Raw genomic sequence first — 11,686 nt, 5'->3', positions numbered from 1 at the left:
CGTATCTCTCCCCCGATTTATTGCTATTTTTTTTTTTTTAAATTTTTCGCCCGCGTTGCGGCGGGGGGGGGGGGGGGCCCCACAACGGGGGGTGCCCCCCCCCCACCCCCCTGGCGCTCGTGGCGCGAACCGTCAGGCGACCGGCGGTGTGCCATGGGTGTGGAAGGACTCGATCGTCTTCAGGCCCCAGGCCTGGCCCTTCTTGCGCTCGTCCTCGGTCCAGGTGATCAGCGGCCAGTCGGGGGCCAGCACCAGGCGGGTGAGCGGGTTGCACAGCTCGATCCGGTTGCCGCCGGGCTCGTAGACGTAGAGGAAGAACGTCTGCTGGATGGCGTGCTTGTGCGGGCCGGTCTCGATGAACACGCCGGTGTCGATGGCGAGGTCGGCGGCGCGCAGGATGTCCTCGCGGTTCTCGGTCGCGAAGGCGATGTGGTGCAGCCGTCCCTCGGAGCCGGTCCAGTCCTCGGTGTAGACGACGTCGTAGGACTTGTTGGTGAAGGTCAGCCAACGGGCGGCGATCTTGCCGGTGTTGAGCCGGATCTGCTCGGTGGGCCGGGCGCCGAGCAGGTGTTCCTGGAACTCGGCGTTGGCGAGCACGTCGGAGGCGAGGAAGTTGATGTGGTCCAGGCGGCGGACTCCGACGCCCCGGTTGGGCTTGGCCTGCGGCTGGTTCTTCAGCGCGGGCTTCAGCTCGTCGGGGGCCCGGTAGTGCTCGCTCTCCCAGTACAGCGCGTGCTCGTGCCCGTCGGGGTCGGTGGTGAGGTAGAGCCTGCCGAGGCCGGGCTCGTCCTCGACCCACTTGCCGCCCCGGCCGGCCTGCTCCAGGGCCTTGACCCGGCGCTGGAGGGCGTCCTCGCTGGAGGTGCGCAGCGCGAGGCGGCCGAGGCCGGGGGTGTCGCGGGCGGTGAGCACCAGGCTGTGGTGCTCGTAGTCGTCGTAGGTGCGCAGGTAGACGGTGTCGCCGTCCTGCCCGTTGACCGTCAGGCCCAGGAAGTCGGTGAAGAAGCCGACACTGGCGTCGAGGTCGGGGGTGAACAGCTGGGTGTGACCGATGTGGGCGATGTCACCGAGCGGCGGAGTCATCGTTGCCTCCTGTGGGCTGTGCGGGGATGCGGGCCGTCTCGGCCGAGCGGGGGAACACGGTGCCGTCGAAGATCTTCCGTGCGGTGCGCACGACGGCGGTACGGCTGACCACCGGGGATGTGTCCTCGGTTCCGGGATCGACGGCGGTCTCGACGTCGAGGAAGCCGGTGGGGTGTTCGACGCGGACCCGGTCGCCGCCGGGCAGTTCCGCGATGCCCTCCCCCACCCCGCCGGGCAGCCGGAGTCCGGCGGCCACGCTGGCGGCGCCCAGGACACCGATGGAGGTGTGGCAGCGGACCGGGATGAAGGTGCGGGTGGTGACCGCGCCGCCGTGCCGGGGCGGCGCGAGCAGCGTGACCTTGGGCACGGTGGCCGACTCGACGTCGCCGAGGCCCATCAGCCGGCCGGCCGCGAGCCGGATCTCCCGGACCCGGTCGGCGAGGACGACGTCCTCCTCCAGGTCGCGCGGCTCCTCGTAGCCGGTGGCCTTCAGCGCGGTCGCCGGGATCAGCACCACCGGCATGCCGTTGTCGACGCAGGTCACCTCGGTGCCGGCGACGGTGTCCCGGACGTTGCCGGTGGGCAGCAGCGGGGCGCCGCCCTGCGGGAACTCGATGACCACCGCGGCGGCGGTGCCCGGGACGCCGGATATCTCGGCGTCGCCGGTGTAGTCGACCCGGCCGCCCGGGGTGGGGAAGGAGGCGATGGCCAGTTCCCCGGAGTTGCGCATCCGGATGCGGACGGACGTCTCACCGTCCTGGGCGGGGACCAGGCCCCGTTCCACGGCGAACGGGCCCACCCCGGCCAGGATGTTGCCGCAGTTCTGCCGGTCGGTGACCTCGGGGGTGTCCACGTTGACCTGGAGGAACAGGTAGTCGACGTCGGCCTCGGGGTCGTCCGACACCGACACCACGGCGACCTTGCTGGTCAGCGGGTGGGCGCCGCCCAGGCCGTCGATCTGCCGCGGGTCGGGGCTGCCCATCACCCGCAGCAGCGTGTCGTCCCGGGCGGTGGTGTCGGCGGGGAGGTCCGCGGCCAGGAAGTAGGCGCCCTTGGACGTGCCGCCGCGCATCAGCATGCAGCGGACCTCGCCGGGTGCGCTCACGAGTCGTCCCCGCCGCGCGTGTACTCCTCGTACGACTGGTAGGTGACCCCGAACTGAACCAGCTTCTCGCGCAGGCCGTAGCGGTCCAGGCCGAGCTGGCCCTCCTGGAAGGCGGCGCGGGTGGCGGCCTCCTTGTTCTCCCGGGCCTCGGACGCCTCGGCGGTCCGCCGGGCCTGCTCGCGCGGGACCACGACCACGCCGTCGTCGTCGGCCACGATGACGTCACCGGGGTTGATCACCTGGCCGCCGATCACGATCGGCACGTTGACGCTGCCGCCGGTCGCCTTGACCGTGCCCTGCGCGGACACGGCGGCGGACCAGGCCGGGAAGCCCAGCTCGCGCAGCTCGGAGGTGTCCCGGATACCCGTGTTCATGATCACGCCGCGCACCCCGCGCTGCTTGAGCGCGGTGGCGAACAGCTCGCCGAACAGGCCGTCGCTGGAGGGCGAGGTGGTGGTGACCACCAGGATGTCGCCCTCGCCGCACTGCTCCACGGCGGCGTGGATCATGAGGTTGTCGCCGGGCCAGGACAGCACGGTGACGGCGGTGCCGGCGATCCGGGTGTCCTGCTGGATCGGGCGCAGGTGCGGGCCGAGCAGGCCGGTGCGGCCCATCGCCTCGGACACGGTGGCCACGCCGTACCCCGACAGGGCCTCGACGTCCTTGGCCTCCGCCTTCGGCGGGTCGGTGACGATGACGCCGCTCATGCCTGCTCCTTCGGGGTCTGCGGGTACGCGTACACGGGATCTCTTCCTCTTCGGGCCGGGCCGCCGCCCGCGGCGCGCCCGCCTCGCGGCGGGTCAGTCGCGCAACGCCTCGATCACGCTGGTGAGGTGGGCGCGGACGGCTGCCTCGGCCGCCTGCGGGTCTCTGGCCTCGATCGCCTCGATCATGGCCAGGTGCTCGTTCAGGGATTGCTGGGGACGCCCCGGGCGCAGCGCCAACTGGAAGCGGTGGCGCACCAGTTGGGCGTTGAGCCGCTCCAGCAGCTCCAGCGCGGTCAGCTGGCCGGAGAACTCCCGGATCCTGGTGTGCAGCCGGTGGTTGAGCTCCGAGTAGGTCAGCGGTTCGCCGCCGGCCACCGCCTTGGTCATCGCCGTGCCCAGCTCGATCAGCTCGGCCACCTGCTCGTCGGTGACGGCGACGGCCGCCTTGGCCGCGCAGAGCCCCTCCAGGACCAGCCGGCACTCGGTGATGGCGACCGCTTCCTGCACGGTCACCACCCGCACCCGCGACCCCCGGTTGCGGATCCGCTCCACCAGCCCCTGCGCCTCGAGGTCGATCAGCGCGGCCCGGATGCTGGCCCGGGTCACTCCGAACTGCTCGGCGAGCTCGTTCTCCACCAGCCGCTGGGCCGGTGCCATGTCGCCGCGCAGGATCGCCTCTCGCAGCTGTCCGAGCGCAAGCTGTTTGGCCTGCTCCCCGGTGCTCGGACCGGCTTGTTTCGGCATGTGCCCTCCCTGAGTGAGTGCTCGTCGAACGTAAATCTATCCAAACAAGATTGTCAACAATTTTGTTCGCCGAATTACGGGGTGCGGTGAGCGGTCTTTGTCGTGGTCACCGGCGGGGTGCGGCGGTGGTTCCGCGGATCTCCAGCGAGGGAACGGCCAGGTGCAGGCCGCCCGGTCCGGCGGGGCCGGCCAGCCGGTCGAGCAGAAGGCGGGCGGCGCGGCGGCCGACCTCGTGGCCGGCGTTGTCGACCGTGGTCAGCCACAGGTGCCGCAGCCGGGAGATGCTGGTGTTGTCGTAGCCGGCCACGGACAGGTCGTGCGGCACCCGCAGGCCCAGTTCCCCGGCCGCCGACAGGGCGCCGACCCCGGCGATGTCGTTCACGGCGAAGACGGCGGTGGGCCGCTGCCCCGGTCCGCCGAGCAGCCGGACGGTGGCGCGGTGACCGCCCTCCTCGGTCATGTCGCACGGCTCGGTCCGGGCTTCCGCGGCGAGGCCGTGCGCCCGCATCACCGACTCGAAGCTGCGCCGCCGCAGCTCGCCGACCGCGCCGTACCCCGCGAGGTGCGCGACCCGGCGGTGGCCGAGGCCGATGAGGTGCTCGGTGACCAGCCGGGCGCCGCGCTCGTCGTCGCCGGCCACCACGTCCACACCGGGCGGCACCGCTTCCCGGGCGCCCGCGACCACCACGGGGAGGCGCGCGGCGATGTCCTCCAGGGCGGCCGGGTCGGGCAGCGTGCCGACCACCACCAGGCCGTCGACACCGAGGTCGCGCAGCGGGCCGGCGGCGTCGCCCTGGCCCGAGCGGCGGTTGAGGCGGGCGTCGGACAGCAGCACGTGCAGGCCGTTGTCGTGCAGCAGGGCGTTGAGTCCGTCGAGCAGGTCCACGAACCAGGGGTTGCGCAGGTCGTTGAGGAGGACGCCGACGGAGCGGGTGCGGCGCTCGCTCAGACTGCGGGCCGCCGCGTTGGGCCGGTAGCCGAGCTCCTCGGCCGCGCGGAGCACGGCCCCCCGGCGCTCGGGGCGGACGCCGTCGGCGCCGCGCAGCACCAGCGACACCAGCGACTTGGACACCCCGGCCCGCTCGGCCACGTCGCGGATGGTCGGCTGTTTCATGGCTGGAGCTGCTTCATGACTGGACCCGCTTCATGGCTGGACCGTTCCACGCGCCGCCTCGCCTGTCAAAGCCTTGACACCGTGGGCGGAGAGTCCCCAGGGTGGCGGGGAGAGGTGATGGACCGGTCCAAACGAAGGGCTCCCATGGTTCGCCCACTGGAAACGCTCGGTGTCGCCGTCGTCGGTTTCGGCTGGATGGGGCGGGTGCACACGCAGGCCTACGCCCGGGTCCGGCACCACTACCCCCAGCTCACCGTGCGTCCGGAACTGGTGGTGGTCGCCGAGGAGGTGCCGGGGCGGGGCGAGGAGGCCGCCACGCGGTTCGGGTTCGCCTCGGCCGTCCGCGACTGGCGGCAGGTGGCCGCCGATCCCCGGGTACGGGCGGTCAGCGTGACCGCCCCCAACTTCCTGCACCGCGAGATCGGCGTCGCGCTGGCCGGGGCGGGCAAGCACCTGTGGATCGAGAAGCCGGTCGGACTCGGCGTCGCGGACACCCGGGCGGTGGCCGCCGCCGTCGCCGAGGCGGGGGTCCGCGGCGCGGTCGGCTTCAACTACCGGGGCGCGCCCGCCGTGGAAGCGGCCCGGGACCTGATCGCGAGCGGGGACATCGGCGCCGTCACCCATGTCCGGATCCGGCTGTTCAGCGACTACGCCGCGCATCCCGAGTCCGCGCTGACCTGGCGGTACGAGCGGGAGCGCGGCGGCAGCGGGGTGCTGGGCGACCTGGCCTCGCACGGCGCGGACCTGGCCCGGTTCCTGTGCGGCGACATCGCGTCGGTGACCGCCGACACGGCCGTCTTCGTACCCATGCGGGCCCGGCCGTCCGCCGCGACCGCGGGTCACAGCCGGGCCGCGGGCGGTGTCCTGGGCCCGGTGGAGAACGACGACTACGTCGGCTGCCTGCTGCGCTTCGCCTCCGGCGCCCGGGGCGTGCTGGAGGCGTGCCGGGTCTCGGTCGGCGAGCAGAACGCCTACGGCTTCGAGGTGCACGGCACCAAGGGGGCGGTGTTCTGGGACTTCCGGCGGATGAACGAGCTGGGCGTCAGCCGCGGCACCGCCTACCAGGACCAGCCGGTCAGCACGGTGTACGTCGGTCCGGGCGACGGCGAGTTCGGCGCGTTCCAGCCGGGCGCCGCCAACGCGATGGGGTACGACGACCTGAAGGTGGTGGAGGCGTACCGGTTCCTGCGCTCGATCGCCGAGGACACCCCGTACGGCGCGACCCTCACGGACGCGGTGCGCGGCGCGGCGGTGCTGGACGCGATGGAGCGGTCGGCGGCGAGCGGCGCCTGGGTCACCGTGGATCCGGCTGCCTGACCACCGCGTCCCTCCCCTGCTCAGCCCCCTGTTAGGAGCACCTTCCATGCGTATCGGCATCCTCGGTCTGGGCCGCATCGGCGCCTTCCACGCCGAGACCCTCGCCGGGCTCGACGCCGTCGAGTCCCTGATCGTGTCCGACCCGGCCGCGGGCCGCGCGCGGGCCGCCGCCGACCGGTTCGGCGCGCTGGTCGCGGACTCCCCCGCGGCGCTGCTGGCCGCCGGGGTGGACGGCCTGGTCGTCGCGGCGGCCACCGACGCCCATCCGGCGCTGATCCGGGCCGGGGTGGAAGCCGGGGTGCCGGTCTTCTGCGAGAAGCCGGTCGCCCGCACCATGACCGAGGGCATGGAGGTGCTGAAGGCCGTCGCGGGGCGGGACGTGCCGGTGCAGATCGGCTTCAACCGGCGCTTCGACGCCGGGTTCGGCGCGGCGCGGGCGGCGGTCCGCGCCGGTGAGCTGGGCCCGCTGCACACCGTACGGTCGACCACGCTGGACCCGGCGCCGCCGCCCGCCGCGTACGTCGCCGCCTCCGGCGGTATCTTCCGGGACTGCTCGGTGCACGACTTCGACATGATCCGCTGGGTGACCGGCCGCGAGGTGACCGAGGTGTACGCGACCGGCGGCAACCGGGGTGCCGCGTACATCCGGGAGCACGGTGACGCCGACACCGCCGGGGCGCTGCTCACGCTGGACGACGGGACGCTCGCGGTGGTGTCCAGCAGCCGGTACAACGGGCGTGGCCACGACGTCCGGATGGAGCTGCTCGGCTTCGCCGACTCGCTCGCCGTCGGCCTGGACGACCGGCTGCCGCTGCGCTCGGCGGAGCCGGGCGCGACCTTCCCCGCCGGTGTCCCGCACGACTTCTTCCTGGACCGGTTCGCCGCCGCCTACCGCGCGGAACTGGCCGCGTTCACGGAGCTGGTCGCCGGGTCGCGGCCGTCGCCGTGCACGGTGGAGGACGCGCTGGCGGCGGGCTGGATCGCGGAGGCGTGCACGCTGTCGCTGCGGGAGCACCGGCCGGTGCCGGTGGCGGAGGTGCGCCGGGCCTGACCTGCGCGGTGCGGTCAGCTCCGCGGCTCGCCGATGTCGACCATCCAGGAGACGCCGAACCGGTCCCGGCACATGCCGAAGACGTCGCCCCACATCTGCTTCTCCAGCGCCACGTCGACGGTGCCGCCGGCGGACAGCTTGGTCCAGTAGCCGCGCAGCTCGGCGTCGTCGTCGCCGCTGAGGCTGATCGAGTAGGCGTTGCCCGGGGTGTGCTCGGTGCCGGGCGGGGCGTCGGCGCCCATCAGGGTGAAGCCGCTCGGGGTCTGCAGCATGCCGTGCATGATCTTGTCGGCGTCGGGGCCGGGCGAGCCGCCGAACGAGGCGTAGGTGTTCAGCGTCAGGGTGCCGCCGAACACCTCCTCGTAGAACTCCATCGCCGGTCGGGCGTCGCCGTCGAAGCTGAGGTACGGATTGAGACGTGCGGTCATGACTGCCTCCCGGAACGGGACGAAGGGCCATCGTCACCGACGCTAGCGCGCCCCACTGACAACGGCCCGCCGAGCGGACCCGGGGCCGGTCCGGGCGGCCGGGCCCGGGACGCCCGCCCCATGGAGGGGAAGCCCGGCCGGGTCCCCGGCCCGCGCACCCGGCCGGCCCCGCAGGCCCGTCACACCCCGCAGGAGCGCAGGAAGCGGCGGGTGCGGATCGCGATCGGCAGCGGGCGGTCCGGTTCGCAGGGGTACATGTCCTGTTCGACGACGGCGAAGAGGTCCACGTCGAGGCGTTGGGCCGCCGCCAGCACCGGTGCCAGTTCCGGTACGCCTCTCGGCGGCTCGCACATCACCCCGCGCCGCACGGCCGGCCCGAACGGCAGTCCCTCCGCCCGGACCTCGGCGAGGATCTCCGGGTCGACCTGCTTGAGGTGCAGGTAGCCGATCCGCTCGCCGTAGGTCTCGATGAGCTTGACGCTGTCCCCGCCGCAGTAGGCGTAGTGGCCGGTGTCCAGGCAGAGGCTGACCAGGTCGGAGTCGGTGGCGTCGAGGAAGCGTTCGACGTGTTCCTCGGTGTCGAGGTGGGTGTCGGCGTGCGGGTGGACGACGATGTCCAGGCCGTACGTCTCCTTCACCTCGCGGCCGAGGCGTTCCATGCCCGCGGTGAGGTGGGCCCACTGCTCGCGGGTCAGCTCCGGCGGCTCCAGGATCTCGGCGGTCCTGTCGTCGCGCCAGAAGGACGGGATGACGACGAGGTGCCGGGCGCCCGTGGCCCGGGTCAGGGCGGCCACCCGGCCGACCTGTTCCCAGGTGGCGGCCCATTCGGAGGGCCCGCGGTGCAGGCCGCAGAAGATGGTGCCGGCGCAGACGTTCAGGCCGCGCCGGGCCGTCTCGTCGGTGAGCCGGGCCGGGTCGGTGGGGAGGTAGCCGTAGGGGCCGAGTTCGATCCAGGAGTAACCGGCCTCGGCGACCTCGTCCAGGAAGCGTTCCCAGGGCACCTGCCGGGGGTCGTCGGGGAACCAGACGCCCCAGGAGTCGGGGGCGGAGCCCACCCGGATGCGGTCGAGCGCGGGAGCCATGTCAGGTGCTTCCTTCCCTCGGGGCGGCGGCGGTCGGCAGCGTGGCCGTGTCGACCCCGCCGACGTCGGCCAACTCGCGCTTGAGAGCGACGAGTTCCGCGCCGCCCGCCATGTGGTTGGTCAGCGCCTCCAGGGTGATGTCGCCGCGGGCGGCGGACAGGTCGAGGGTGCCCAGGCGCAGCACGGTGAAGTGGTCGCCGACCAGATAGGCGTGGTGGGGGTTGTGGGTGATGAAGATGACGCCGAGACCGCGTTCGCGGGCGGCGGCTATGTACTTCAGTACCACACCGGACTGCTTCACGCCGAGCGCGGCGGTGGGCTCGTCCAGGATCAGCACCCGGGCGCCGAAGTGCACGGCGCGGGCGATGGCGACGCACTGGCGCTGGCCGCCGGAGAGGGTGCCGACCGGCTGTTCCAGGTCGTCCAGGACGATGCCCATCGCGCGCAGTTCCTCGTCGGCGGTGCGTTTCATGCGGGCGATGTCGAGCCGGCGCAGCGGCCAGCGGCCCCGGGTCAGTTCGGAGCCGAGGAAGAAGTTGCGCCACACCGGCATCAGCGGGATCGTGGCCAGGTCCTGGTAGACGGCGGCGATGCCGCGGTCCAGGGCCTCGCGCGGGGTGCTGAGGCGGACCGGTTCGCCGTCGACGAGGAACTCGCCCGCGGTGTGCTGGTGCAGCCCCGAGACGATCTTGATGAGGGTGGACTTGCCGGCGCCGTTGTCGCCGAGCACGCAGGTCACCCGGCCGGGGAGGACGGCGAGGTCGACGCCGTGCAGGGCGCGGACGGTGCCGTAGGACTTGCCGGCGCCGCGCAGTTCCACGAGCGGGGCCGGAAGGGTGTCGGTCATGTGCTCACCTCCGGGTCGCCGCGCGGCGGACCCACAGATTGATGAGGACGGCGCCGAGCAGCATCGCGCCGAGGAACGCCTTGAACCAGTCGGGGTTCCACCCGGCGTAGACGATGCCCTGGTTCACCATGCCGAACATGAAGGCGCCGAAGACCGGGCCGATCGCGGAGCCGTAGCCGCCGGTCAGCAGGCAGCCGCCGATGACGGCGGCGGCGATGTAGATCAGCTCCTGGCCGACGCCCTCGCCGGACTGCACGGTGTTGAAGGTGAACAGCTGGTGCATGCCGACGAACCAGGCGCCGAAGCCGACCAGCATGAACAGGGAGATCTTGGTGAAGGTCACCGGTACGCCGACCGCGCGGGCGCTGTCCTGGTCGCCGCCGACGGCGAACACCCAGTTGCCGTACTTGGTGCGCAGCAGCACCCAGGTGGCGAGCGCCGCGAAGACCAGCCACCACACCACCGTGATCTTCACCTCGGTGCCGCCGACGTCGAAGGAGGCGGCGAAGAGCGCCTTGGCCTGCCCGAAGCCGTCCATGTCGCTGATGTCGTCGGTGGCGACGTTGTCGGTGACGAGTTTGGTGACGGCGAGGTTGACGCCCTGGAGGATCAGGAAGGTGCCGAGGGTGACGAGGAAGCTGGGCAGCCGGGTCTTCACCAGCACCCAGCCGTTGAACGCGCCGACGCCGAGGGAGACCGCGAGGGCGACGGTCACACCGGTCCACACGTTCACGGTCAGCTGGTAGCTGAGCATGCTCGCGGTGAGCGCCGAGGTGACCACGGCGACCCCGGACGACAGGTCGAACTCGCCGCCGATCATCAGCAGGGCCACCGGCAGCGCCATGATGCCGATGGTGGAGGACTGGTAGAGGACGGTCGCCATCGAGCCGCCCTGGCGCACCGTCGGGGCCGCGATCAGGAAGAAGACCAGCACCGCGACGGCGCCGAGCAGCACGCCGACCTCGGGGCGGGCCAGCAGCCGCAGGGCGAACGGGCGTCGCGCCGGCCTCGGTCCGGCGGTGACCGCCTGCGGGGCGGCGCTCATCACCGGGTGCCCTTCGCGGCGTACTCCGAGATCCGCTCGACGTTGGACTCGTCGACGAAGGCCGGCCCGGTCAGCACCGGCTGCTCACCGCCGCCGCTGTAGTTGCCGTTGTTCTTGTAGAGCCACAGTCCGTCGATCGCCAAGTACCCCTGGAGGTACGGCTGCTGGTCGACGGCGAACTCGATGTCGCCCTTCTGGATGGCGCCGGTCAGTTCCTTGTTGAGGTCGAAGGTGGCGACCTTCGCCTTTGCGCCGGCCTCCTCGACGGACTGCACCGCGGTCATCGCGAACGGGGCGCCCAGGGTGACGACGTGGTCGATGGAGCTGTCCTGCTTGAGCTTGGCGGTGATCGTCGACTTCACGGACGGCATGTCGGTGCCGTTGACGTAGAGGTTCTCCACCGTGCCCTCGAAGGTCTTCTTCACCCCGTCGCAGCGCTGGTTGAGGCCGACGTTGCCCTGCTCGTGCAGGACGCAGACCGCGTTCTTGGCGCCCACCTCGTTGAGCTTCCTGCCGAACGCCTCGCCGGCCACGGTCTCGTCCTGCCCGAAGAACTCCGTCAGGCCCATCTGCTTCCAGTCGCTCAGGCCGGAGTTGAGCCCGACGACGGGTATCCCGGCCTGCCGTGCCTTGCCCACCACGCTCTTCAGGGCGTCCGGCTTGGCGAGGGTGACCGCGATGCCGTCGACCTTCTGGTCGACGGCGTTCTGCACCAGGCCGGCCTGGTTGCCCGCGTTCGGGTCGTTGGAGTAGATCAGCTTGATGTTGTCCTTGGCGGCGGCGGCCTCGGCTCCCTTGCGGACGATGTCCCAGAAGGTGTCGCCGGCCGCCTGATGGGTGACCAGGGCGACCGTCATCCGGGGGGTGCTCGCCCGGCCGGCGGAGGCTCCGGACCCGCCCTCCTCGTCGGCCTCCTTGCCCCCGGAGCCGCTGGAGCAGCCGGCCAGGGTCAGGGCCGCCGCCGCGGCCAGCGCCAGGGCGGGGACGAAGCCGCGGGAGCGGGGACGGGCGGGGCGGGCGGGAGCGGAGCGGTCCATCTTTCCTGCACCTCACTGTCGACGGGAGAGCCAGTGCCGTGGAGAAGGGGTGGAGAAGGCTTGCGCTGGGACCGGATACAAGTGGGTCGCGTCCACGCTGTCAATACTTTGTCAAGACATCGTTTC

At 72.1% G+C, this 11,686-nt stretch carries 12 protein-coding genes; 2 read left to right on the top strand and 10 right to left on the bottom strand.

All coding sequences use genetic code 11. From position 1 onward, the window contains the following. Positions 1 to 132: 132 nt before the first annotated feature. The 5 genes from AB0G32_RS27315 to AB0G32_RS27295 all read right to left on the bottom strand — a co-directional run bounded on the left by AB0G32_RS27315 (position 133) and on the right by AB0G32_RS27295 (position 4,753). Positions 133 to 1,083 carry a catechol 2,3-dioxygenase gene (locus AB0G32_RS27315; protein ID WP_361168618.1) on the bottom strand — a complete coding sequence of 317 codons (951 nt, stop codon included), beginning with the start codon at positions 1,081 to 1,083 and terminating at the stop codon, positions 133 to 135. Continuing rightward, entirely contained in the window at positions 1,064 to 2,161 is a 1,098-nt protein-coding gene (locus AB0G32_RS27310; protein ID WP_361168639.1) for a 4-oxalomesaconate tautomerase, read from the bottom strand. Before AB0G32_RS27310 ends, AB0G32_RS27315 begins: the two co-directional genes overlap by 20 nt. A gap of 23 nt (positions 2,162 to 2,184) precedes the next feature. Continuing rightward, complete coding sequence (locus AB0G32_RS27305) at positions 2,185 to 2,895, bottom strand: 4-carboxy-4-hydroxy-2-oxoadipate aldolase/oxaloacetate decarboxylase (protein WP_361168615.1); 711 nt, start codon at positions 2,893 to 2,895, stop codon at positions 2,185 to 2,187. A gap of 93 nt (positions 2,896 to 2,988) precedes the next feature. Then, the gene (locus AB0G32_RS27300; protein ID WP_361168612.1) at positions 2,989 to 3,639 is read right to left on the bottom strand and encodes a GntR family transcriptional regulator; all 651 of its coding nucleotides are present in this window, start codon (positions 3,637 to 3,639) and stop codon (positions 2,989 to 2,991) included. Between the two features lie 106 nt (positions 3,640 to 3,745). Next, a complete protein-coding gene (locus tag AB0G32_RS27295; protein ID WP_361168609.1) occupies positions 3,746 to 4,753 on the bottom strand; it encodes a LacI family DNA-binding transcriptional regulator in 1,008 nt (335 codons plus the stop codon). 144 nt (positions 4,754 to 4,897) lie between these two features. Here AB0G32_RS27295 and AB0G32_RS27290 point away from each other — a divergent pair, with 144 nt between their 5' ends. Both AB0G32_RS27290 and AB0G32_RS27285 read left to right on the top strand, forming a co-directional pair. Further along, positions 4,898 to 6,070: a Gfo/Idh/MocA family oxidoreductase gene (locus AB0G32_RS27290; protein ID WP_361168606.1), complete on the top strand. Its 1,173-nt coding sequence runs from the start codon at positions 4,898 to 4,900 to the stop codon at positions 6,068 to 6,070. Between the two features lie 46 nt (positions 6,071 to 6,116). Continuing rightward, positions 6,117 to 7,121, top strand: a complete 1,005-nt coding sequence (locus tag AB0G32_RS27285) for a Gfo/Idh/MocA family oxidoreductase (protein ID WP_361168603.1) — start codon at positions 6,117 to 6,119, stop codon at positions 7,119 to 7,121. A 14-nt stretch (positions 7,122 to 7,135) separates the two neighbouring features. Here AB0G32_RS27285 and AB0G32_RS27280 read toward each other — a convergent pair whose 3' ends face one another. The 5 genes from AB0G32_RS27280 to AB0G32_RS27260 all read right to left on the bottom strand — a co-directional run bounded on the left by AB0G32_RS27280 (position 7,136) and on the right by AB0G32_RS27260 (position 11,560). Then, positions 7,136 to 7,549, bottom strand: coding sequence for a VOC family protein (locus AB0G32_RS27280; protein WP_361168600.1), 414 nt, complete (start codon positions 7,547 to 7,549; stop codon positions 7,136 to 7,138). 179 nt (positions 7,550 to 7,728) lie between these two features. After that, positions 7,729 to 8,631 (bottom strand): sugar phosphate isomerase/epimerase, encoded by a 903-nt coding sequence (locus AB0G32_RS27275; RefSeq protein WP_361168597.1) that lies wholly within the window; start codon positions 8,629 to 8,631, stop codon positions 7,729 to 7,731. A 1-nt stretch (position 8,632) separates the two neighbouring features. Beyond that, positions 8,633 to 9,478 (bottom strand): ATP-binding cassette domain-containing protein, encoded by an 846-nt coding sequence (locus AB0G32_RS27270; RefSeq protein ID WP_361168594.1) that lies wholly within the window; start codon positions 9,476 to 9,478, stop codon positions 8,633 to 8,635. Positions 9,479 to 9,482: 4 nt separating this feature from the next. Continuing rightward, entirely contained in the window at positions 9,483 to 10,523 is a 1,041-nt protein-coding gene (locus AB0G32_RS27265; protein WP_361168591.1) for an ABC transporter permease, read from the bottom strand. Then, complete coding sequence (locus AB0G32_RS27260) at positions 10,523 to 11,560, bottom strand: sugar ABC transporter substrate-binding protein (RefSeq protein WP_361168588.1); 1,038 nt, start codon at positions 11,558 to 11,560, stop codon at positions 10,523 to 10,525. The genes AB0G32_RS27265 and AB0G32_RS27260 overlap by 1 nt, the downstream gene beginning before the upstream one ends. Positions 11,561 to 11,686 lie beyond the last annotated feature (126 nt).

Origin of the sequence: Streptomyces sp. NPDC023723, from assembly GCF_040639815.1 — a bacterium.
GTDB lineage: Bacteria > Actinomycetota > Actinomycetes > Streptomycetales > Streptomycetaceae > Streptomyces.
The sequence above is the reverse complement of the archived record's forward strand: the minus strand, read 5'-3'. Positions and strand labels throughout refer to the sequence as shown.

Bases quoted from the DNA above. Each gene is read 5' to 3' on its own strand.
- AB0G32_RS27295 (WP_361168609.1), bottom strand. From the start codon at position 4,753: ATGAAACAGCCGACCATCCGCGACGTGGCCGAGCGGGCCGGGGTGTCC.
- AB0G32_RS27275 (WP_361168597.1), bottom strand. From the start codon at position 8,631: ATGGCTCCCGCGCTCGACCGCATCCGGGTGGGCTCCGCCCCCGACTCC.
- AB0G32_RS27260 (WP_361168588.1), bottom strand. From the start codon at position 11,560: ATGGACCGCTCCGCTCCCGCCCGCCCCGCCCGTCCCCGCTCCCGCGGC.
- AB0G32_RS27305 (WP_361168615.1), bottom strand. From the start codon at position 2,895: ATGAGCGGCGTCATCGTCACCGACCCGCCGAAGGCGGAGGCCAAGGAC.
- AB0G32_RS27270 (WP_361168594.1), bottom strand. From the start codon at position 9,478: ATGACCGACACCCTTCCGGCCCCGCTCGTGGAACTGCGCGGCGCCGGC.
- AB0G32_RS27310 (WP_361168639.1), bottom strand. From the start codon at position 2,161: ATGCTGATGCGCGGCGGCACGTCCAAGGGCGCCTACTTCCTGGCCGCG.
- AB0G32_RS27280 (WP_361168600.1), bottom strand. From the start codon at position 7,549: ATGACCGCACGTCTCAATCCGTACCTCAGCTTCGACGGCGACGCCCGA.
- AB0G32_RS27290 (WP_361168606.1), top strand. From the start codon at position 4,898: ATGGTTCGCCCACTGGAAACGCTCGGTGTCGCCGTCGTCGGTTTCGGC.
- AB0G32_RS27285 (WP_361168603.1), top strand. From the start codon at position 6,117: ATGCGTATCGGCATCCTCGGTCTGGGCCGCATCGGCGCCTTCCACGCC.
- AB0G32_RS27265 (WP_361168591.1), bottom strand. From the start codon at position 10,523: ATGAGCGCCGCCCCGCAGGCGGTCACCGCCGGACCGAGGCCGGCGCGA.
- AB0G32_RS27315 (WP_361168618.1), bottom strand. From the start codon at position 1,083: ATGACTCCGCCGCTCGGTGACATCGCCCACATCGGTCACACCCAGCTG.
- AB0G32_RS27300 (WP_361168612.1), bottom strand. From the start codon at position 3,639: ATGCCGAAACAAGCCGGTCCGAGCACCGGGGAGCAGGCCAAACAGCTT.